Below are 21914 nucleotides of genomic sequence, written 5' to 3'. Positions count from 1 at the left end.
CTCGCACTGGACGCTATCGCTGACGACACACCCAACGCAAAACGCCCCCGCAGCACAGGCTGCGAGGGCGTCGTGGCGGACATGCCTGATCAAGCCAGTGACTCGATCGTTCCGCCGTCTCAGGCGCTGAGCATGCTGTTCAGGCGGCGCACGTAGGCGGCCGGATCTTCCAGCGCACCGCCTTCGGCGATGATGGCCTGATCGAGCAGCACGTGTGCCAGGTCGGTGAAGTAATCGCCTTCACCGCCTTCCAGACGCGTGACCAGAGCATGCTCCGGGTTCAGCTCGAGAATCGGCTTCACTTCCGGCAGCGGCTGGCCAGCGGCTTCCATCATCTTGCGCATCTGGTAGCCCATCTCGTGCTCCGGCAGCACCACGCAGGCCGGGGAATCGGTCAGACGGTGCGTGATGCGCACTTCCTGAACGTTCTCGGCCAGCGCTTCCTTGACGCGCTTGACCAGATCTTCCTTGGCCTTGGCGGTCTCTTCCTGGGCCTTCTTCTCTTCTTCGTTCTCGACATCGCCGAGATCGAGATCGCCCTTGGCGACATCCGCGAAGGACTTGCCGTCGAACTCGGTGAGGTGGCTCATCAGCCACTCGTCGATGCGGTCGGTCAGCAGCAGGACTTCGATACCCTTCTTGCGGAAGATCTCGAGGTGCGGGCTGGACTTGGCGGCATTGAAGCTGTCGGCCACCAGGTAGTAGATCTTGCTCTGGCCTTCCTTCATGCGCTCGACGTACTGGGCCAGTGACTGGTCCTGGGTCGCGCTGTCGGTCTCGGTGGTGGAGAAGCGCAGCAGCTCGGCGATCTTCTCACGGTTGGCGAAGTCTTCCGCCGGGCCTTCCTTGAGCACGGAGCCGAACTGGTTCCAGAAGGTCTGGTACTGCCCGGGGTCCTTGGCCAGCTTCTTGAGCATGTCCAGGCCACGCTTGGTCAGCGCGGACTTGAGCTTGTCGACCTGCGGGTCCTGCTGCAGCAGTTCACGCGAGACGTTCAGCGACAGGTCATTGGTGTCCAGCACGCCCTTGATGAAGCGCAGGTACAGCGGCAGGAACTGCTCGGCGTCGTCCATGATGAAGACGCGCTGCACGTAGAGTTTCAGGCCACGCGCGGCATCGCGCTGGTAGAGATCGAACGGCGCACGGCCCGGCACGAACAGCAGGCTGGTGTACTCGAGCTTGCCCTCGACCTTGTTGTGGCTCCAGCTGAGCGGGTCCGAGAAGTCATGCGAGACGTGCTTGTAGAAGTTCTTGTACTCCTCGTCACTGACCTCGGACTTGGAGCGCACCCACAGCGCAGTGGCGGAGTTGGCGGTTTCCCAGTGGACCTGCTCGTTGCCTTCCTCGTCCTTCTCGACGCGCTTCATGCGCACCGGCAGTTCGATATGGTCGGAGTACTTGGTGACCAGACTGCGCAGGCGATAATCGTCGGCAAACTCGACGGCATCGTCCTTGAGGTGCAGCACGATCTCGGTACCGCGCTCGGCACGCTCGATGTCGGCGACGCTGAACTCGCCCTCGCCACGGGACTTCCACTCGACGCCCTGATCAGCGCCCAGGTCGGCGCGACGGGTGCGCACGGTGATCTCGTCGGCGACGATGAAGCCGGAGTAGAAGCCGACACCGAACTGACCGATCAGACGCGAATCCTTCTGCTGGTCGCCAGACAGGTTCTTCATGAACTCGGCAGTGCCGGAGCGTGCGATGGTACCCAGATTGGCGACCACATCGTCACGGCTCATGCCGATGCCGTTGTCACGCAGGGTGATGGTCTTCGCCTCGGCATCGTGCTCGATCTCGATGCGCAGTTCGCTGTCGTTGCCGTAGAGGGCGTCGTTGTCCAGCGCCTGGTAACGCAGCTTGTCGCAGGCATCCGCCGCGTTGGAGACCAGCTCGCGCAGGAAGATCTCGCGGTTGGAATACAGCGAGTGGATCATGAGGTGAAGCAGCTGCTTCACTTCTGTCTGGAAGCCATGCGTTTCGGTGTGAGTGGCGGTCGTCATCGAAAAGGACCTCTATGTCGTGGATGCCTGAAAAGAAGATTCGCGGTGGCCAGAGCGCCCCCGCAACAATGGAACCGGCTCGCCGACGCCTGCCTTTCTTGGGCGGCAGATCGCAGGAAGCACTCGTGGATCAGATATGGGGCAAGGGTGAGGGATTTCAAGGCACTAGCGACAGATGATTGCGCCATACGCGCCAGGCGTGTGCCATAGAAACACCCAAGCGGCTCCCTGGGGTAGCAATGAAAGGAGACAACGGAGGGAGCCAACGAAGCGCTGGCATTCAGGGAGGTGCTCTCAGGTGTGATGCCTGCAGAGCAGATATCGCCTGCCCATCATGGGGAGGCGAGTGACTCCAGCACGAAGTGCATGCGCGCGCTGGCGACCGGTTGCTCGCGGGATTTCTGCCAGGCGCTGACGCGCACATTGGTCATGCGCCGACCTTCACGCATCACTTCACAGTCGATGCGCGTCACCTGATCGCCGTGCGCCGTGGCCAGATAGTCGATGGAAAAATCGATCAGCTTGGGCAGGCGTGCTTCACGACCGCCGCGCCCATGCCGCCTGAGCACCTCAAGCGTGGCGGCGGTTTCCATCGCCGCGGCCAGCACACCGCCATGCACTGCAGGCAGCATCGGGTTGCCGACATTGTCGGGCATCGCCGCCATGGAATAGCTCAGCGCCTGCTCGGGATGCAGGTCGAGATCACAGGCCGCGCCCGCCTGCTGCCCATCAATGGCACACAGCCCAAGCCCGATCGCCTGCGCGTAGGGCAGACTCGCCAGCAGCGCCGCCAGGTCGGCGTGAGTGCGCTGCCCTTCGACGAAACGCCGTGCACTGAGCAGCCCGCGCGGGTCTCGGGCATCACGCGTAGCCTGCGGCTCGGTTTTCTCGCCTGCTGGCTGTGCAGCCTGTGATGACTGCCCGTGCGGTCCGGACTCGGGCATGGAGGGATTCGCGGGGGCTTGAGCGTTGGCCGCCGCCAGCAGCGCCTCGGCAAAGCCGCTGGGCGTATTGCGCTCGCCGAGCCTGACGAAGTTGCCGATCGCACGACACAGGATCTTGCCCGGCTGCTGCCAGATCTGTGCCTCGGTAAACACCATCGATTCCGTGACCCGCAGCACGCGCGCCTCGCCCACCAACGCCAGCCCCTCGACGCCGGGTCGGTAGTGATCGAGACGCAGATCCAGCGTCGGGCAGACTTCCGGTGCCGACAGCCCCGTGAGCACGGCGCTGCCACACAGCGTATCGGCGAACATGGTCAACACGCCGCCATGTACCAGCCTGCGATGTGGATCGCCGATCCAGGCCGGCTGCCACGGCAGCTGCATGCGGATGGCCGGCGCGGCGACCTCCTCGACCCTGACGTTCAAGCGCGCCGTGTGCGGAATGAAGCTCAGGAATCCGGTCAGCGCCCGCGCCCAGCTGGCGTCATCCAATACGCCACCCGCGGCCGGCACATCAGCGGGATTGACGGCCAGCCCCAGCAGGCTCTGCGGCACTGCAGGCATCACATCCACAGCGGCATCGCCATCAGCGCCAGCGAGACCAGATAGCCGACGCCCCACAGCAGTGATCGCAGCAAGGCGATATTGGCCAGGTAGCAGCCCCAATAGCCCAGACGCACCAGCACGAAGACCACCGCCAGCGTGGTCGCGATGGGGGCGCCCGGTGCAGCGATGAGGCTGACCAGCACCCCGGCGGCAAACAGCGGAAAGGCTTCGATGGTGTTCTGGTGCGCGGCGAGCGCGCGGGCCCCGAAGCCCGTCAGCTCACGCTGCTGTGCGCGCGGATCGTGGTTGTCGTAGCGACCGGTTCGCTGTTGCGCCCAGGCGACCGGAGCCTTGGTCAGCACCAGCATCAGTGCCGCAAACAGCAGGCAGGCATAGATCAGCATGCAGAATTTCCTTGAAAGGCGTTGTTCAGGGCGTTGCCATAGCGGCGCGCCTTACCTTGATAAAACGACGCACCGCCTGGGATAAAACGGCGCACCGCCCTGTGATAGACGACAGATCAGACACTGACGGCACGCCATTCAAACTGGTGTTTGATAGCGTATCACGAGCATGGCAGGGTCGCAGCGTGCCTGCCATGCGGCCAATGGCCAGTACCTATATCCAGGCTGGCAGATGAATGGCATTTCCACGCTGGACGCCCTCAGGGTGCCGGCGGATCGGAGGGATCAGGTTCGGGAATCTCGCCACGCCACAGGCGATAGTCGACCAGCGCATCATCGAGCTTGCCGAGCAACCAGGTCACGATCACCAGATCATCGAGGATCCCCAGCCCCACCAGCAGATCCGGGATCAGATCCAGCGGCGAGACCAGATAGATGAAGGCGCCGGCCGCCAACCCCAGCGCCTTCCACGGCACCGGGCGATAACGTCCGCTCACAACGTCGCGCAGCAAGGGCCCCATGGTGCGCAAGGCGGCGCCTGCCTTGCCCAGCACATGTCGGCGGCCAAACAATCGCGTCAACCATAATGCCTTGCCCATAGTGGACTCCTCACGGGTAGCACAAATTTCATTCACTGAGCTTTTCATCTTCCCGGCAGCACAGCCGCGATATCACTCTCGGATAATTCACTATCAGTATCAGATGGTGCTGTTATTCAGCGCCGACCACTGCCACGATAGCCACTATCGTTACTGAATCGGCAACCCCTGATAGCCAATATCGGGGCACTTGTTCAACATCGGGGCACTGAACCGCCACCACAAGGTCGCAGCCAGTCCACGCCCCCTTTACCGACAGTCGCAGGAGTCCCAGGTGACACCAGGCAAGCAAACACTCCGACCCCGTGGCAGCCGTCGCTTCGCGGCGCTGCGGCACCTCACCGGCCTAGGCCTGCTGTTGGGACTGAGCCTGCCCCTGCAGGCCGCCACTCCCAGTGACCAGAGCTTCCGCGCCGCCTTCGATGATGCGCGCGCCAAGCGCTTTGACGAGATTCAGCAGGTCGCCGTCAATGGCCACGTGCTGGAAGGCTACATCGAGTATCACCAGCTCAAGGCCCGCCTGCCGTACGCCACCGCCGCGGAAGTGCTGTCCTTCATCGAGCGCCATGCAGACTCGCCGTTGGCCGAGTGGATGCGAGGCCAGGCGATCTCAGCCTACGGGCGTACCGGCCGTCATGATGCCCTGCTGGAAGTCAGCGATGGCGTGCCGGCCGGCGCGCAGCGCCAGTGCTATTACTACACGGCGCAGCTGGGCAATGATGTCGCGAGCGCATCGCAAGGCGGCCTGCAGCTCTGGCATGTCTCCAGCTCGCAGGACTCGGCCTGTGACCCGCTGTTCTCGGCGTTGCGCGAGCGTGGCGTGATCGATGATCAAGCCATCTGGGAGCGCGCCATGCTCGCCTGGGCTGCCGGCCAGGGTGGCATGGTCAGCTATCTCGAGCGCCAGCTGCCCAGCAGCTGGCAGCGGGCCATCGCGGCACGCGAGCAGCTTGAGGGCAACTTTGCCGCCATCACGCGCCTGCCGACCAATCTCGGCCACGGCGGTCATGCCTTCGCCGCCTTGAGCGTCGCCGCCATGCATGGCTTCGTGCGTGCCGACACCGAGGCCGCGCTGGAAGCCTGGCGCAAGGTGAATCCGCACATGCCGATGAGTGATGAACAGCGCCACACCGTCGAGCGCGACCTCGCCTGGTATTCACTGGTGCGCGACATCCCCAACAACCGCGGCTGGGTCGATCAGCGCCTGACCATCCTCGATGACGAGGAGCTGTTCGATCTGCGCATGCGCAACGCGGTGCGTGCTGGCGACTGGCCGCAGGTGCGTGAATGGGTGTTGAAGATGCCGGACCGCTTCCGCAACGAAGCCCGCTACCAGTATTGGCTGGGGCGTGCCGATGACAGCCTGGGTCGCCCGCAGGAAGCACGCACCGCCTGGACGCGCGCCGCGACTGAGCGCAACTTCTACGGCTTCCTGGCCGCCGACCGTATCGGCCAGGCCTACTCGCTCAATCGTGATGACCAGGACTTCTCCGACGCGGAACTGGCCGAGGTCGCCGAGACGCCGGCCGTCAAGCGCGTCAGAGCACTGATGAACATTGACGAGATCGGTCTGGCTCGCTCCGAGTGGTTCAACGCCGTCACCCAGGCGGATGACGCCGGGGCTCGCCGTCTTGCAGCCTACGCGCTCCAGCAGAAATGGTATGACCTGACCGTCTTTGCCACCATCCGTGGCCAGCTGTGGGATGGCCTTTCCTGGCGCTTCCCGCCGGCCTGGCAGCAGGACTTCCAGCGCTTCGGTGCCGATGCCGGCGTCGACCCGTGGATGCTGATGGCACTCGCGCGTCGCGAGAGCGCCTTCAACCCCACCGCCACCTCGCCGGTGGGTGCACGTGGCCTGATGCAGCTGATGCCGGGCACCGCCGCTCAGGTCAGTCGCGGCCTGGGACTGCCCACGCCCAGCAACGCGGCGCTGGGGGACCCGGTCACCAATATCCGCCTTGGCAGCACCTACATCCGCGAGATGCTGGACCGCTACTCCGGCAACCGCCTGGCCGCCGCCGCGGCCTACAACGCCGGGCCGGGACGCGTCGATCGTTGGCTCGCCGACACCCCGGGAGAATACGACCGCTTCGTCGAGCGTATCCCCTTCAAGGAGACCCGCGAATACGTCAAGGCCGTGCTGGCCTACCGCGTAATCTTCGAAAGCCTGGCCAAGGGCACCAGCGAGGGCGTCAAGGTGGTCAGCGACCGCGAAGTCAGCCAGCGTTACACCACCGCCCTGGTGGATCGCCGCTGAGCCGAGCAGCATCCCGCAACGAAAACGCCAGCCCTATGGGGCTGGCGTTTTCGTTTTCATGGCATCAGGGCCCATAGCATCAGGGCCCATGGCGACAGAGCTCATCGCGCCCTTCAGCCATTCTTTCAGCCATTCGTTCGTTCAGTCATCGCGACGTGGACGAATGGCGGGCGAGGACCCGGACTGGCTCTCGCCCTTGGCTTCGCCCGGTCGCGAGGCAGCCACGCCATTGCCGAACGGCGGCTTCTGCTGAGGGGTATACCGTCCCAGCGCCTCGGCATAACTCAGGGGTCGCCCTTCGTCGCTCCTCTTGCCCTTGCCACGCCAGCCCTGGCGCTTGCCGGCAGCGCCCCGGGGCCGTGATGCGTCGTCATGCGCCTGAGATGCCGCATGGACCTGTGCAGCATGGCGCTGAGATGTCCCGTCGCCCTCTGCCTCGCTACCCGGGTATGCCTGCGACACCACCGGCTCCGATGCCGCTCGGGCGGAATGGGCCAGAGGCTGGAAGCGCGTGACGCGCGGTGTACGCATCAATCGCACCATCAGCCAGACCGCCAGGCCCCAGCAGAGCGTACCCAGCACGCCATAGACGATCATCGCCCAGGCATTACCGGGGCGGTGGCCTGCATTGATGATGATCACACGCGACAGATCGATGTCAGGCCAGCGTTCGGCCAGCAGTGAGCGCTCATCGCCCGGCAGGTCCGTCTCGGCATGCAAAACGGTGCCGAACAGGCCATCGGGGAACTCGATCAGCGGCGGCACGTTTTCCAGGCTCTGCACGGAGTCGGTTCGCACCAGCACGCCCATGCGCTCGATGCGCGGCCATTCTTCCGAGGGGATGCCATCAATGCCCCCGAAGGCGCGTGACAGACCGGCCAACTCCAGCAGATAGGGGTTCATGTCAGAGATGACAGGATAATAGAGCGTCTCGATGCGGCGACCCCCGTCTGCATCGGCATCGAGGCGAAAGGTCTCGGTATGCTCGCGATAGACTGCCCAGTGATTGCGCAGCGAGACGAACTGATTGACCGGCAGGTTGCCCTGCTCCACCGACTCGAGATTCAGCGTTTCGGGGCGCGTGGTCACGCGGCCGACCCAGCGCCCCTCATCGACGGCGTACAGCCAGGCCGCTATCCCGGCGACCACCAGCACCACGGCACTCAACCCGCCCAGACGGCGACGAAGGGTATGTGAAAGACTCATCCGATTGCGTTCCCTGCCAATGCCAGCCTTGATGGGCCGGTCTTCATGTCATGAATGCAGCACTGTACCGCTGCTGTCGTTGGCTCGGGCAGGCATTAGCACCGGCCCGGGCATCATTGTTGTTCGAGCCGTGCTGCCAATCGATTGCTCTTGTCGCAGTAGCGTTGCCGCAGGCGCAGGATCTCCAGAGAATTCGAGGACAGGGCATCCAGCACGTAGCGGTTGCAGGCCTGCTCGGCTTCTCGATGCGCCGCTTCCAGCGCCTTGCGCGCCTTGCGCTCTTTCGGCGTCATGCCCGCATAGGGGTCGCGCCGGGGCTTGAAGGTCGCTGCGGCCTTGCAATACATGGTGCGGGTGTCGATATGCGCCGCCCGCCCCCGGCGCTGCAAGGCATGGCAGGTCTCGACGAACAGTCGGCTGGCCATGCGCGAGCACTCGCGCTGCTCGACGGCGGTACCGGTCTTTTCCAGATGTGCACAGACAGACTCATCATCGATGCGCCACAGCTGGTGGCGGAAGTCGATGGTGTAACCGTAGTAAAGCACCCGTACCTGCTGTACGCGGGAATCGTAGACATCGCTGACATCCCGAGCCTCCAGGTGCGTGACGACCTTGAGAAAGGTCGCCAGTGTCAATGTCACAGGGTCCATGTGTCATCAAGGATACGAACCGTCATCCCATGCGCTCCGTTGCAATGTCGGGAGTGGCCGCTCATCCCTAGCGACCTAGCGCCAGCCGCGCCCCCAGCAGCACCATGACGGATCCGGTGATGCCCTCCATCCAGCAGGCGACTCTCGGCCTTGCCAGCCAGCGCCCTGCACCGCCGACCATCAGCGCCACGCTGATCTGCCAGAGGTTGGCGATCACGAAGTGGACACCCGCCAGCCACAATGACTTGAGCACGGCCGGGTCGGTCGGCGCGATGAACTGCGGCAGAAAGGCCATGTAGAACACCACCGTCTTGGGGTTGAGCACATTGGACAGGAAGCCCTCTCGCAACGGCTGCCAGCACGATACCTGCTGGCGTGTCACGGTGACGTCGACATTCAGCCCGCGTGCGCGCCGCGCACTCTTGAGACTCTTGATGCCCAGCCAGATCAGATAGCCCGCTCCGACCAGCTTCAGGGCCGAGAACGCCCATGCCGACTGCAACAGGATCAGCGAGATGCCCGCCGACGACACCAAGGCGTGCACGAAAAGGCCGGCACAGATCGCGAGACTGGTGAGCACGCCGTCACGCAGGCCGCCGCGCGAGGTATTGCGAATCACCAGCAGGGTGTCGACCCCGGGCGTGACCGTCAGCAAGGTGATGGCCACCACGAAGGACCAGAGGGCAGCATCGAACTGGATGAAATCAAACATGACGAACGTCCTTGCGACAGACCCGCTTCAGTAGCCGAATTCGTGCCCCCATGGCACTGAACAGGCGACCAGTCTAGGCGAGCACGGCCAGCCTGCAAAGCCATCCCCATCAAGATGACAGCCTGGTTTGTCTCTGAATGGTGCACTTCAGTCTTTGGTCTTACGGCGTTGCGACACAACGGTGCAGGCGCTCTCCTGAGCCCGCAACTGATGGCACGCGAGAGCCATGTCACGTCATCAAGGATACGAGCCTCGACTCCTAAAATACGCTGCGTCGCTGTTGAGCGACCAACGCAGCCTTCAACCTACCAACCAGAACCCCGTGGCGATATCCAGCAGCAGCACCAGCAAGGCCAGCAGGATGACCAGGCCATCCTCCCCGATCAGCCCCAGGCCCAGCAGCAGCAAGGCTGCCGCCGGCAAGGCCGCGGCGAAGGGCACCAGCTCCAGCGGCACCATGGCCGTGGCCAGCAGGATGGTCAGCATCGCGATACCGCGATAGGCAAGGCCGCGCGTCATGAAGCTCAGGCGTGGCTTGAGCAGACGATCGAGGCGTCGCGTCCAGGGCCTTGCCCGCTCGACGCCATGGGTCAGGCGTCGATGCTCGAAACTGAAGCGCGCCAGCCGACGTGGCAACCACGGCATCTTGCGCCCCAGCAACAGTTGACCCGCGATCAGCACGATGAACAGCGCGCAGGTCGTCGGCACGCCAGGGATCGCCCCGGTCGGCAGCAGTACCAGCAAGGCAGGCAGTACCAGCAAGGGGCCGAAGCCTCGGGAGTTGAAGTGCTCCAGAATGTCGCCCAGCGAGATATCCCCTTCGATCTCGCGGTCCAGCTCTTCCAGCAACCCCGTGAGGTTGCCTTCATTGGCGTGCTTGCTCATGCGAGCTCCCTATCGGGAAGATGACAGAGGGTGTGAGGGTCTCGAGCCGTGGCGAGTCAGCTGGTGCCGCCCCGCCACGGTGAATCGTCAGCTGATTGTCAGCCGACCAGACGATCGCCCAGCATGCCGATCATGAACCCCAGCGAGGCACCCAACGGCGGTGACCAGTGATGCGCCACCCGCGACTGGGGGCGCAATATCCTGGAAGACGCGGTAGAGAATCCCGCCGCCAAGCGCGGTGATCCCCGCCAGCCAGCTGCGCTTGACGTGACTCTCGTGACTGCGCTCCAGCTGGGCGATCACGCCACCCAGCGGCATGCACAACCCGGCAGCCCAGGCGAGCGCCACCATGGGCCACGGAATCGATGCCATCATGCTGTCGTCGGGGCTACAGGACTCGGTCGCGCTCCCAGGACACGCATCAACAGGCTGGTGCCGACGCCCCAGGCGCCATTCAGGACCAGGCCACCGACCACCATCAGCGGCACGACCTCGATCCCCTTGAGCGGAAAGACGACCAGCATGGCCACTGCCGTCGGGCCGACTGCACCGAAGACGAGGCTGATCAGCCAATGGCTGACGCCCGTTCTGCGTCGTACCAATGCCCACAGCGGCAGCCCCCACAGCCCGCCCCAGAAGGCCAGCGAGAGCACTGAAGGGACGCCCAGCGGCCCGGTAGGCGTCATGTTGTAGGGCGCCTTGGGCAGGATATCGGCCAGATAGAAGAGCCCGAAGAGGCCCTGATGGAAGATCAGAGTCGCCAGAAAGGCGGCGATGAAGGCTTTCAACCAGATCATTGTTCACTTCCTTGTCGTCATGTTGATGAAAACATCCGAGCCCCATCACATTAGAGCATGCGAAAACTCGGCACTGCCTTTCCTGCTACGTCACTTCCATCCCGCTGGATGCAACGCAGGCGTGATCTCTAGCGCTGGGTGGCCGGGGCCTGTTCGGCATGACGCAGCGATATTTGGTCATTGAGTGTCCAGAAGTCATACAGCACGCCGATGAAGAACAGCCCACCGGTGCACAGGTAGAGCAAGCCGGTCAGCCACTTGCCCATGTACATGCGATGGATGCCGAACACGCCCAGGAAGGTGAGCAGAATCCAGCTCAGCGAGTAATTGATCGGGCCTTCCCGAAAACGGAAGTCCGCCTCGCGGTCCATCGCCGGAATCAGGAACAGGTCGATCAACCAGCCGATGCCCAGCAACCCGAAGGTGAACAGCCAGATGGTGCCGGTGACCGGCTTGCCATAGTAGAAGCGGTGCGCGCCAAGGAAACCGAAGATCCACAGCAGATAGCCCATGGTCTTGGAATGCGTGTCCTGTACAACAGGCGATGGGGTCATCAGTTAAGCCTTAGCCGCGATGCGGCAGATCATGATTGCGAATACAGTCAATGCGGTCGTGGCGATGCTGAATCAAGCCGTCCATCACCACTGCGCACCCGAAAACGACAACGCCATCCACGCACTGGCGCGGATGGCGTCTGATGGGCAGATATCTGCCGGTCGAGTGCGAGTCGGTCTCTAGATGACACCCAGCTCGCGCAGACGCTCCTTGAGGTAGGAGTCCGCCGTGTGCTTGTCAGACAATACCACTTCGGGACGCGGATGCAGGAACAGCGGCAGCGACAGACGTGACTGGCTGGAGCCCTCGCCGGTCGGGTTGATCACGCGGTGCGTGGTCGACGGGAAATAGCCACCGCTGGTCTCCTGAAGCATGTCGCCGACATTGATGACCAGCTGACCCGGATCACAGGGCACGTCCATCCACTCGCCATTGACGTCCATCACCTGCAGGCCCGGCTCGTTGGCTGCCGGTAGCACGGTCAACAGATTGATGTCTTCATGCGCCGCGGCACGAACGGCGCCCGGCTCTTCACTGCCGGTCATCGGCGGATAATGCAGCACACGCAACAGCGTCTGGCCGCTGTCCTTGATCATGTTGGAGAGCGGCTCACGGTAGAGCTCCGCCACCTCGGCAGGTGAATGGACTTCGACCCAGCTCAAGAGCTCCGCCGCGAAGGCTTCGGCCTGGCGGTAATACTCCATGGCATTCTCGCGCAGGCTGTCAGGAATCTTGCCCCACGGATAGATGTGGTAGTACTCCTTGAGATCACGCGCCGTATGGCCCTTGGCGGTCTCGGAGACATCTGCCGGGAACAGGCCATCCTGGGTCTTGGGGTCGAAGCGCCAGTCAAGCTTGTCGGCGCTGGAGAAGAATTCGGCCCATTCGGCGTAGATCTTCTCGACCAATTCATGAGAGATCGGATGATTGCGGATGACACCGAAGCCCGTCGTACGCAGGGATTCGACAAATTTTTCGGCGGCGTCGGCCGAGCGGTAATCTACGTTCTGGACCTTCATGGCATTTCCATCTATGTTGGCTCTGTGTGAGCATCCTACTTGAGCCGGAAGGAGTCGCCAATACGGCAACTTTCTGTTCGAATGGAAGCGAGCATGTGCAGCCTTGGCTGCATGCGTAGGTCAAACAGGAAAGGATGTCGTCGCAGGACGTAACGCGTCTCTCTGGTGGAATTCCCCCTAGCCGCACCAACGCACTCTGGTCTGATGGGCAGACCACCAACATCATCTCGTAAGCAAGGAAAGAATCATGGCAACTGGCACAGTAAAGTGGTTTAACGACACCAAAGGTTTCGGCTTCATTTCTCCGGACGACGGCGGCGACGACCTGTTCGCGCACTTCTCTGAAATTCAGGCGGAAGGCTTCAAGTCCCTGCAAGACGGCCAGAAAGTTTCCTTCGACGTCACCCAGGGCAAGAAAGGCCTTCAGGCCGCAAACATCAAGCCGGTCTGATCTTCTCGATCAGCCTGGTCAGGCCGCCCTCACCGGCGCTCTGATGATGGCAGCAAGACAGTCATGGAAAAGCCCGCCTTCTGGCGGGCTTTTTTGTGGACAGGCCTTGGCCTGACTCACGCGTGACGAAGAATCGTCAGCAACAAGAACGCCGCGACCCAAGGGGTCACGGCGTTCTCATCTCGGCGGCCGTGTCACTCGCACTCAGCCAGTGACACAGCTTGCGACATGCATCACGCCAGCATTCGCTGGCCAGTGATTACTGCTGCGCTTCGTCGATGGACTCGTTGGCTTCCTGCTGCGCAGCGTTGATCTTCTCGTTCACTTCGGCAGCAGCGTTGTCGCCAGACTGCTCAGCGGAGTCGGTCAGCTCGGCAGCCTGCTCCTTGGTGGATTCATAGGCATTATTGGCAGCATCGGCAGTAGCGTCAGCAGCATCGTTGACACCTTCCTTGGCAGACTCATAGGTCTCGGAAGCAGCGTTCTTGGTTGCTTCAAGGGCACTTTCGCTCTCGGCGGCAGCATCATCACCCATGGCATCGGCAGACTCTGCAGCGTCGTCAGCCATGGCATCGGCAGATTCTGCAGCGTCGTCAGCCATGTTGTCGGCCTTGTCAGCAGCAGCATCCATCTCTGCGGCCGCTTCGTCAGCAGCCTGGTCCATCTTCTCGGCAGCGGCGTCAGTCGCTTGATCGACGCTCTGTTCAGCCTGCTCGGCGCTCTGCTCGGCAGAGGTCTCGGCGTTCTGGGCAGCTTTGTCAGTATCGCCGTTATCGCAACCAGCGATGGCCAGAGACAGGCCAGCGGCCAGTGCGGGAATCATCCATTGCTTGAGTTTCATCGTCTTCTCCATGATAGGTGGGGAGTTGCCAGCCCCTGTTTCCTGCAAGTGGCATTGCAACAAAGGTCGTGTAGTCATGCAAGCGAAAGCGTGGCTTGGCGCCTGATACGCAAGACATGGTGCCAGACCGACAGCTTTTCAAGCATTTCGCTCTTTTCACAGCAGAATAGTGTTAACGAACACCATTTTCCATCAGCTACCACCAACAATCGCGCCGTGATCACTCGCCGATATCTTCGTTCCAGACGTCCGGCTGCTCGCGAATGAAGGTCGCCATCAATTCGCGGCAGCGCGCGTTGTCGACGACATCGACCTTGACGCCCAGACCCCGCAGGTGGTCTTCCGCGCCCATGAAGGTGTGGTTTTCACCGACCACGACATGCGGGATACCGTAGAGCTGGATGGCACCACTGCACATCGGGCACGGTGACAGCGTGGTGTAGAGCACGGATTCACGATAGACGCTGGCCGGCAGGCGACCGGCGTTCTCCAGTGCATCCATTTCGCCATGCAATACCGTGCTGCCCTTCTGCTGGCGCTGATTGTGGCCACGACCGATGATCTTGCCATCATGGACCAGTACCGAGCCGATCGGCACGCCGCCTGCCGCATAACCCTTTTCCGCCTCTTCAATGGCGGCCTGCAGGAAGCGCTCATGATCGGTAGTCATTGCTGTCATCGTCTTGCTCCAGATGCGGTGAATATTCAGTGGAGCGGCAGCCTACTGCCACTTACTGCTCGGCACAATACACTCAGCCCAGGCCCGCTTCGCCGGTCATCATCTGACGGGCGCGTCTCAGCCCTTCATTGCTGGCGTTGGTGGGCTCGCCGACCTCAGTGGCAAGCTCGCGGAAACTGCCCATGGCACCCAGCAAGGCAGAAGCCTCATAGGGGATGAAGACGCGATCACCTTCGCGCGCCATGTCCGGCAGCACCTGCAGATATTTCTGGCCCAGCATGTAGCCGACCACCAGCTGCGGGTCTTGCGCACCGATGGCATCGCGCAGCTGATAGATGGCCTGACGCTCACCTTCGGCGCGCAGAATCGCGGCCTGCTTGTCACCCTCGGCGCGCAGTACCGAAGACTGCTTCTCGCCCTCGGCGGTCGCGATGGCAGCTTCGCGCTGGCCGTTGGCCTCGGTCACCGTAGCGCGACGCTTGCGCTCGGCCGCCATCTGCAGCCGCATCGCATCCTCGACTTCCTCGGGCATGCTGATGTCTTGGATCTCGACGCGCGTCACCTTGACGCCCCACTTGTCACCGACCTCATCCATGGTGATCTGCAAGGCGTCGTTGACCTCCTTGCGACTCTCGAAGAGCTTGTCGAGCTCCATGCGACCGATCTCGGAGCGCAGGCTGGTCTTGGCCAGGACCTCGATGGCCTGGGTGAAGTTCTCGACTTCATAGACGGCGCGCTTGGGATCGACGATCTGGAAGTAGAGCGCCCCGTTGACGGTCACGGTGACGTTGTCCGTCGTCACCACACTCTGGCCGGGGAAGTCCATTACCGTCTCGCGGCGATCGATGCGGGTCTCCTCCACCACCAAGGGCAGGTTGTCGCCCTTGACCTCACGATAACGGCGGATGGTGATGGAGCGCGGCTTGTCGATGAATGGAATCACCAGATTCACGCCGGACTCCAGTGTGCGGCTGTAGCTGCCGAGGCGTTCGATGACGACGGCTTCCGACTGCTGGACGATCATCAATCCCTTGGCCAGCAGGATTACCACCAGCGCCAGTATGAAAAGAATGATGATGAGTCCCGGACTGATAATCATATTGCTCAACTCCCTTGAACTGGGCCGTATCCGCAAGCCCTTGTGAGATATCCGATCACGCTTGACCCGCTGCCACCACGACCGCGCCGTCGAGCCGCGATCTCATGACGTCTTTGTGCAGTTTCCTTCGAGAAAGACTAATTCTAGACAGACTATTTCGAGACCGATTCCTTCGAGACAGGCTCGACACAGACGGTAATGCCTTCGACGCTGACAATCCTGACCGTGTCCCCTGCTTCCGGCGGCGTCTCCCCCTCCCAGCGTAGCGGATACTCATTGCCTGACACGCGCACAGCAGGTTTGCCGCCGTTGCCGATGATCACCTTGGCCAGCTGCCCGGTCTCCGCGCCACTGCCCAGGGTGCCGTAGGGCGTCTTGGGCAACAGATAGGGATGGATCTTGCGCACGAACAGCGGCACCAGCACGAGGGCCGTGATCGCGACGCTGATCAACTGGATGTTGAGACCCGCCCCCAACCCCGCCGCCAGAGCGCCCCCGAAGGCACTGACACCCAGCGCCAGCAGCACGAACTGCGCACCCAGCAACTCAAGCCCCGCCAGAATCAACGCGAGGATGACCCAGATATGCCACGCTGCCAAACCGACCATGCAATCACTCCCTGAGGTCCTGATTCTCGCCCTGTGCGGCCGAGAGGTTGGAAGAAAACGCTGCCACCAACGCAACGAGCGCAGCCTGAGTAAACCTCAGACTGCGCTCGTGTACCAGCCAGCTCTCATGGCTCAGTCAGCGCACAATGGCCCGACTGCGGGCTCATGAGTGTGTCAGCAGGACAGCGTCCTGCGGGGCGACCAGACGCAGAGCGCCGGGAATCAGCTGGAATTCGCTGTTTTCGATCAAGTAGCTCTCGCCATCGAGATTCACCGGCAGCGACTCACCACGATAGTGCAGCGAGTCAGTGCGCACATACCGCACGAAATGGCCGCTCTCGGGGAGCGACTCCAGCTCCTCGATCACCTCGCCCACGCGCGCGATGGGAAAGTCGCGAATCACCAGCACATCGAAGCAGCCATCATCAAGCAGCGCCCGCGGTGCCAGCTCCTGCCCGCCGCCCGCCTGACGACCATTGCCGATCGCCAGCACGAACAACGCCAGCTCCTCCTCCACTCCGTTGAGGGTCACGCTGCCACGATAGGGGCGGAAGTCCCACGCCTTGAGCACGCCCATCAGCGAATAGGCCCCGCCACCGAACAGCTTCTTGAGGCCCCCGGGCGTCGAGCGCGTCACCTCGGCACCGAAGCCCGCCGAGGCCATGTTGAGGAAGTAGGCATCATCCAGCTGCACCACATCGACGGCTCGCGCCGCCCCTTCGCAGGCCAGCGCCAGCGATTCCGTCACCGGCTCGGGGATGCCAAGCGAGGTCGCCAGATCATTGGCGGTGCCCAACGGCAGGATCGCGACTTCCGGGCGCTTCGCGAGTGGATGCTGCATCAATGCATTGGCGATCAGGTTGAGGGTGCCATCACCGCCACCAACGACCAGCCTCGTGACGCCTTCATCGACTGCCTCGCGCACCAGCCTCGCGACGTCATCACCCTCGAAGGTCAACCGCGCTTCAAGCCCTGCCATACGCTCACGCTGAGCGAAGATGGCCTCACGCAGCTCCGGCTGCTGAGCCTTGTCCCCGTTGAGTATCACGCGCACACGCGCCGCTGATTCCATGGTGCCTCCTTGGCGACATGCGGATCGAGCGACAAGCATACTCTGGTCGGGGGCCTTCAATGAACCATCTCTGCCCTGCGACCCGCCGCGGTTGTCAGCCAGCGAATCCTTCATGCCCGTTCAGCCGCACCGGCAAGCCCTGCCGACTAGACGCCCGGCTGACGTCGCGCGCCCAACAGCAGCAACGGCAGCACCATCACCACGCTGATCAGCAGCAGACCCTGCTGAGGGGCGAGCGGCGTATTGAGCAGCGCCGTTGCCACCACTGCCGAACCGCCGAGCTGGATGCTGCCGAGCAGCGCCGCCGCGGTGCCGGCACGCTCAGCGAAGGCCTCCAGCGCCAGGCTTGATGCCGCCCCGAGTGCCAGCGAGAAGCCGACCGACAGCACTGCCACCGGCACCATGAAGGCAGCGGCCGACAGTGGCAGCCAGGCGAAGGCCGCGCCCTGCATCAGGCCGGAGAGCAGGATGATCGCCAGCCCCAGACGCACGGTGGGCTGACGGCCGAGGCGCGTGATCACGCGCGGTGCGAAGAAGAAGGTGATGATATTGATCACGGCATTGCCACCGAACAGGGCACTGAAGACCAGCTCGGAGTGACCGAGGCGCTCGACCAGCAGTTCGGAGGACGACGACACATACAGCAGGATGGCGCTCATTGCAGCCATCGCGACCAGCGCCTGATACAGGAAGCGCCAGCTGGTCAACACGGGGCGGTAACGCGCCCAGTTGTACAGCGGACGCTCCACGACCGTCGTGGCAGGACGCGTCTCGCCAAAGCTCTTCCACGCCATCAAGCCGACGCACAGCGCGAAGGCGGCCATGAACAGGAAGTTGGAGCGCCAGCCGAACTGCACCGCCAGCAGGCCGCCCAGCACCGGCGCCAGCGCCGGAATGATGCACAGCGCACCATTCAGATAGCTGTACATCCTGGCGCCCTGCTCCGGCGTGTAGCAGTCACGCACGGCCGCGAAGGCCACCGTCACCGTGGCGCATGCTCCCAGCCCCTGCAGGATACGCCCGAGATACAGCATGCTGATGTCCTGTGCCAGCACGGCGACCATCGCGCCGACGAGATAGACCGTCGCGCCGCCCAACAGCGCCGGGCGCCGTCCGTAGAGGTCCGTCAACGGGCCGACCAGAATCTGCCCGACACCCACAGCGCCCAGAAACAGCGTCACCGTCATCTGCATCACATCGGTGGGCTGGGCGAATTCGCGCGCCATCGCCGGCAGCGAGGGCAGATAGATATCGATTGCCAGCGGCGAGAACATCACGCAGCCGACCAGCAGCAACAGCAATAGTCGTGCGTTGGGCATGGGCCTTGCGGCAGCAGAGGAAGACACGGACATGGATAATCTCGAGAGTCAGAAGCCAAGGGCGGCCCGACAGAGGGGCCATCAAGAATCCGCAGAGCCTAGCGCCTGCGACTTATGAAGCAAAATGATATTATTTCAGGCCTGATATTCCACTGGAGAAACTCATGAGCGCGACAGCTCCGCAGACACCCGCAAGGCCGGTTGGTGCCCAGTCCCCAGCCGCGTCTTCGCTGCCTGCGTCTTCGGGCTCAGCGCCAGCGTCCACGCCCTTCAACACGCGCATCGACCTCAATCTGCTGCAGGTGCTGCAGGTGCTGCTGGAAGAGTGCAGCGTGACGCGCGCGGCGGGCCGTCTTCACCTCTCGCAGTCTGCCGTCAGCAAGAGTCTGGCACGCCTGCGCGTGATGTTTGATGACGCCCTTTTCATTCGCGAACGCCACGGTCTGCGCCCCACGGCGCGGGCCCTGTCATTGCGTGGTGAACTGGCCGAGCTGCTCTCGCGTCTCGAGAATCTGAGCGCCCCTGCCACCTTCACCCCCGCCACCAGCCAGCGGCGCTTTCAACTGGCGGTGCTGGAAAGCGCCTGGGCGACCCTGATGCCGTCCTGCACGCGCGCACTGACCGATGCGCTGCCGCATGGCAGCCTCGAGATCAGCCGCTGGCAGGCCGATTGCCTGAGCCTGATGGAAAAGGGCCAGCTGGATATCGGGCTTGCCGGACACGATCACAGTGCCGAGACCCCGGGCGAGCCGCCAGCCCTCCCCGCTGGCTTCCAATCGCGCCTGCTGTGGCGCGACGACCATGTGATTCTGGTGCGACGTGATCATCCGCTCACGCGGCGCCAGACACCGATGACGCTGAATGAATTCGCGGCCTTGAGTCATGTGCAGGCCACCTGCGAGGGGCGCTCACGCTGGTCGCTGGATGAGCGCCTGGAACAGCACGGCGCACCACGCCGCATCAGCGTGCTGGTGCCGGATTTCCGCGATGCCCTGAGCATCGTCGCGCACAGTGAGCTGGTGTTCTGTGCCCCCAGAAGCTTTGCCCAGGCCAGCAGCGAGCTGCATGGGCTGGCGATTCTTGAGCTACCGATGCGCCTGCCCGCGCTCAGCTACCGATTGATCTGGCATGCCAGCCACGCGCAGGACCCCGGGCACTGCTGGTTGCGACAGTCCCTGCTGACGCACATCCGCAACGCGCATGGGGAAGACGCCGAGGCCGCTGAGCTCTAGAATGGCCCCATTGTGAATTCGCCACCCGCCCTGCGGCACTGGCGTCGATACCCGCACGTCCCATGAGGTTCTGCCATGCGCTCCATCATCCGCCTGTTCTTCCGCACCCTGCGTCTGGTGCTGGCTCCCTTCATGCTGCTCAGCGAGAAGCTGACCCGCGGCACTGCGCTCGAGCGCAGCCCCGCCCAGCAGGCCGGGGTGGACGCCGAGACGGCCAAGCTGGCGCTGTATCAGTTCTCGACCTGCCCGTTCTGCATCAAGGTGCGCAAGCGCATGCATCAGCTGAACCTGAACGTCGAGCAGCGCGACACCCAGCACAATGCCACTCACCGCCAGGCCCTCGAACAGGGTGGCGGTCGCGTCAAGGTGCCGTGCCTGCTGATCACCCATGACGATGGTCGCGAAGAGTGGATGTACGAATCCGACATCATCAATGCCTACCTGCAGGAGCGCTTCGGCAGCGCGGCCTGACAAGATACCGGCTGATACGACGCAGACCGCAAGAGGCCGCTCTCATGAGCGGCCTCTTGCGGTCTGGTGAGCGCGATCACGCGCTTGGGAGCCCCTCTTTCGCCTCTCATCAGGCCAGCGCCTGCGAGACGGGTGCCCGCTTGCGGCGAGCCGCCTGGCGCATCTGATCCAGCGCCCATACCATCGCCAGCGTCAGCGCGACGGCCCCCAGGGTATGCGCCAACGCCAGATCCAGCGGCAACCACCACAGCACATTGGCGACTCCCAGGCCTGCCTGTACCAGCCAACACCCCAGCGCCCAGCGCCAGGGGTTGTCGCGCGCTGTCGTCCGCCCCGGCAAGTGGCGGCGCTGGCGCCAATACAGCGCCAACAGCACCGCCCCCAGCAACACGGCCCCGCCACGGTGCGCCATGTGGATGGCAGTGCGCGCCTCACCATGCAGCTGCCCATGCAGATAGCTGGGGCCGACATCCTGGGTCAGGTGGAAGCCCTCTCCCCAGTCCATCGCCGGCCAGGCGGCACCATTGCAGGACGGGAAACCTTCACAGGCAAGCCCGGCATAATTGCTCGAGGTCCAGCCCCCCAGGGCCAGCTGCCCCAGCAGCAGAGACGCGGCCAGAATAGCCAGCCAGGGCTGACGCCGGATGTGCTTTGCATCAGCGTCCGCATTCTGTTGCTCAGCCGTCACCTTGAGGTGCGCCGCCCGCCGTCTGAGTGATAGCCACAGCAACAGCAATAGGCTCAACACGCTCAGGCCGCCCAACAGATGCAGCGTCACCACCTGCGGCCACAGCTTCAACGTCACGGTAAAGGCCCCGAACGCGCCCTGAACCAACAACATGCCCAACAACAGCCAGCAGCCGGCCATCGGAAAACGAGCGCGCGCCTGCGTGCCCCAGTGATCAGCAGCCTTTACCTGGCCACTGCCACCCTCGAGGACCTGCGTCTGACGAGCCTCCCGACGGCGAATCCGCCAGCCCAGCGCGAGCAATGCGATCGCCGCAAGCCCGAGCAGGCTCGCCGCATAGCGATGGATCATCTCCGCCCACGCCTTGTAGCCTTCGAGCGGATGATGCGGGCTGTGCAGACTCGCGGTCTGGGCATCCGGCACGACCAGAGCGCCATAACAACCCGGCCAATCGGGGCACCCCAGCCCGGCGTCCACCAGCCGCGTCCAGGCTCCCAACCCGATCACCAGGATGACCAATCCCAGCATGCTGGCAACCAGTCGCTGACTGCTGCGCCACAGTCGTGCCGTTACCCGCCGGCTCAAAGCCTGCCGGTCGGCAGAACCACTCTTCAGACCAGGTGTCAGCTCAGACGTCAACTCAGGCGTCGCCATCAAGAAGGCCTGCGCAGCTGAGGCTTCATCCGTGGTGGCGTGGCGCAGAAATGGCGGGCGAGGCAGCAACGCCGCCCCTCGTTGGCGGGCCTGCGGTGGATAGCGCTTCTGCATGGCGAGGCGAGACATGGCATATCTCCCTGGTGAAGCGAAAGAAGATCACGTGCGACCTGGCTAGGCGCTAACTATCGAGGCCCGACCTGGCGAGGCGCGACCTAGCGAG

23 protein-coding genes are annotated in these 21914 nt (G+C 63.3%); 4 read left to right on the top strand and 19 right to left on the bottom strand.

Going from position 1 to position 21914, the window contains the following annotated elements; genetic code table 11:
* Positions 1–119: 119 nt before the first annotated feature.
* The 4 genes from htpG to NH396_RS07615 form a co-directional block, all read right to left on the bottom strand.
* Complete coding sequence (gene htpG, locus NH396_RS07630) at positions 120–2003, bottom strand: molecular chaperone HtpG (RefSeq protein ID WP_176676497.1); 1884 nt, start codon at positions 2001–2003, stop codon at positions 120–122.
* 332 nt (positions 2004–2335) lie between these two features.
* Positions 2336–3511: a PaaI family thioesterase gene (locus tag NH396_RS07625; protein ID WP_253062686.1), complete on the bottom strand. Its 1176-nt coding sequence runs from the start codon at positions 3509–3511 to the stop codon at positions 2336–2338.
* Complete coding sequence (locus tag NH396_RS07620) at positions 3511–3897, bottom strand: MAPEG family protein (protein WP_176676496.1); 387 nt, start codon at positions 3895–3897, stop codon at positions 3511–3513. Before NH396_RS07620 ends, NH396_RS07625 begins: the two co-directional genes overlap by 1 nt.
* 260 nt (positions 3898–4157) lie before the next feature.
* Positions 4158–4496, bottom strand: coding sequence for a YkvA family protein (locus NH396_RS07615; RefSeq protein WP_176676495.1), 339 nt, complete (start codon positions 4494–4496; stop codon positions 4158–4160).
* A 274-nt stretch (positions 4497–4770) separates the two neighbouring features.
* Here NH396_RS07615 and NH396_RS07610 point away from each other — a divergent pair, with 274 nt between their 5' ends.
* Entirely contained in the window at positions 4771–6753 is a 1983-nt protein-coding gene (locus tag NH396_RS07610; RefSeq protein WP_253062684.1) for a transglycosylase SLT domain-containing protein, read from the top strand.
* A gap of 141 nt (positions 6754–6894) precedes the next feature.
* Here the strand turns inward: NH396_RS07610 and NH396_RS07605 are convergent, their stop codons facing one another.
* The 8 genes from NH396_RS07605 to NH396_RS07575 all read right to left on the bottom strand — a co-directional run bounded on the left by NH396_RS07605 (position 6895) and on the right by NH396_RS07575 (position 12577).
* On the bottom strand, positions 6895–7959 hold the full coding sequence (locus NH396_RS07605; protein ID WP_253062682.1) for a hypothetical protein: 1065 nt from the start codon (positions 7957–7959) through the stop codon (positions 6895–6897).
* Positions 7960–8072: 113 nt separating this feature from the next.
* Positions 8073–8609 carry a hypothetical protein gene (locus NH396_RS07600; RefSeq protein WP_176676493.1) on the bottom strand — a complete coding sequence of 179 codons (537 nt, stop codon included), beginning with the start codon at positions 8607–8609 and terminating at the stop codon, positions 8073–8075.
* Positions 8610–8676: 67 nt separating this feature from the next.
* Positions 8677–9321 carry a LysE family translocator gene (locus NH396_RS07595; protein WP_253062671.1) on the bottom strand — a complete coding sequence of 215 codons (645 nt, stop codon included), beginning with the start codon at positions 9319–9321 and terminating at the stop codon, positions 8677–8679.
* Between the two features lie 300 nt (positions 9322–9621).
* Positions 9622–10206 (bottom strand): exopolysaccharide biosynthesis protein, encoded by a 585-nt coding sequence (locus NH396_RS07590; RefSeq protein ID WP_176676491.1) that lies wholly within the window; start codon positions 10204–10206, stop codon positions 9622–9624.
* Between the two features lie 98 nt (positions 10207–10304).
* Positions 10305–10439 carry a hypothetical protein gene (locus tag NH396_RS17035; protein ID WP_290441715.1) on the bottom strand — a complete coding sequence of 45 codons (135 nt, stop codon included), beginning with the start codon at positions 10437–10439 and terminating at the stop codon, positions 10305–10307.
* Positions 10440–10577: 138 nt separating this feature from the next.
* Positions 10578–11003, bottom strand: a complete 426-nt coding sequence (locus tag NH396_RS07585; RefSeq protein ID WP_253062669.1) for a hypothetical protein — start codon at positions 11001–11003, stop codon at positions 10578–10580.
* Positions 11004–11131: 128 nt separating this feature from the next.
* On the bottom strand, positions 11132–11557 hold the full coding sequence (locus NH396_RS07580; protein ID WP_176676489.1) for a TM2 domain-containing protein: 426 nt from the start codon (positions 11555–11557) through the stop codon (positions 11132–11134).
* Positions 11558–11737: 180 nt separating this feature from the next.
* Entirely contained in the window at positions 11738–12577 is an 840-nt protein-coding gene (locus NH396_RS07575; RefSeq protein WP_176676488.1) for an isopenicillin N synthase family oxygenase, read from the bottom strand.
* 247 nt (positions 12578–12824) lie between these two features.
* Between NH396_RS07575 and NH396_RS07570 the strand changes: the two genes are divergently transcribed.
* Positions 12825–13028, top strand: coding sequence for a cold-shock protein (locus tag NH396_RS07570; RefSeq protein WP_043335501.1), 204 nt, complete (start codon positions 12825–12827; stop codon positions 13026–13028).
* Positions 13029–13287: 259 nt separating this feature from the next.
* Here the strand turns inward: NH396_RS07570 and NH396_RS07565 are convergent, their stop codons facing one another.
* The 6 genes from NH396_RS07565 to NH396_RS07540 form a co-directional block, all read right to left on the bottom strand.
* Positions 13288–13869 carry a hypothetical protein gene (locus NH396_RS07565; RefSeq protein WP_253062667.1) on the bottom strand — a complete coding sequence of 194 codons (582 nt, stop codon included), beginning with the start codon at positions 13867–13869 and terminating at the stop codon, positions 13288–13290.
* 220 nt (positions 13870–14089) lie between these two features.
* Positions 14090–14539 (bottom strand): nucleoside deaminase, encoded by a 450-nt coding sequence (locus NH396_RS07560; RefSeq protein ID WP_107336621.1) that lies wholly within the window; start codon positions 14537–14539, stop codon positions 14090–14092.
* A gap of 82 nt (positions 14540–14621) precedes the next feature.
* On the bottom strand, positions 14622–15647 hold the full coding sequence (locus NH396_RS07555) for an SPFH domain-containing protein (protein WP_176676486.1): 1026 nt from the start codon (positions 15645–15647) through the stop codon (positions 14622–14624).
* A gap of 152 nt (positions 15648–15799) precedes the next feature.
* The gene (locus NH396_RS07550) at positions 15800–16255 is read right to left on the bottom strand and encodes an NfeD family protein (protein WP_176676485.1); all 456 of its coding nucleotides are present in this window, start codon (positions 16253–16255) and stop codon (positions 15800–15802) included.
* Positions 16256–16418: 163 nt separating this feature from the next.
* Positions 16419–17327 (bottom strand): lipid kinase YegS, encoded by a 909-nt coding sequence (gene yegS, locus NH396_RS07545; protein ID WP_176676484.1) that lies wholly within the window; start codon positions 17325–17327, stop codon positions 16419–16421.
* 146 nt (positions 17328–17473) lie between these two features.
* Positions 17474–18679 carry a multidrug effflux MFS transporter gene (locus NH396_RS07540; RefSeq protein WP_225347735.1) on the bottom strand — a complete coding sequence of 402 codons (1206 nt, stop codon included), beginning with the start codon at positions 18677–18679 and terminating at the stop codon, positions 17474–17476.
* Positions 18680–18810: 131 nt separating this feature from the next.
* Between NH396_RS07540 and NH396_RS07535 the strand changes: the two genes are divergently transcribed.
* Together NH396_RS07535 and NH396_RS07530 are read left to right on the top strand one after the other, a co-directional pair.
* Positions 18811–19878 (top strand): LysR family transcriptional regulator, encoded by a 1068-nt coding sequence (locus tag NH396_RS07535; protein ID WP_253062665.1) that lies wholly within the window; start codon positions 18811–18813, stop codon positions 19876–19878.
* A 75-nt stretch (positions 19879–19953) separates the two neighbouring features.
* A complete protein-coding gene (locus NH396_RS07530; RefSeq protein WP_253062663.1) occupies positions 19954–20349 on the top strand; it encodes a glutathione S-transferase N-terminal domain-containing protein in 396 nt (131 codons plus the stop codon).
* Positions 20350–20458: 109 nt separating this feature from the next.
* On the opposite strand, the gene NH396_RS07525 is transcribed toward NH396_RS07530, so the two are convergent.
* Positions 20459–21565, bottom strand: a complete 1107-nt coding sequence (locus tag NH396_RS07525) for a COX15/CtaA family protein (RefSeq protein ID WP_253062754.1) — start codon at positions 21563–21565, stop codon at positions 20459–20461.
* Between the last annotated feature and the right edge of the window lie 349 nt (positions 21566–21914).

Origin of the sequence: Cobetia sp. Dlab-2-AX, from assembly GCF_024124625.1 — a bacterium.
In the GTDB taxonomy this organism is placed as follows: domain Bacteria; phylum Pseudomonadota; class Gammaproteobacteria; order Pseudomonadales; family Halomonadaceae; genus Cobetia.
The sequence above is the reverse complement of the archived record's forward strand: the minus strand, read 5'-3'. Positions and strand labels throughout refer to the sequence as shown.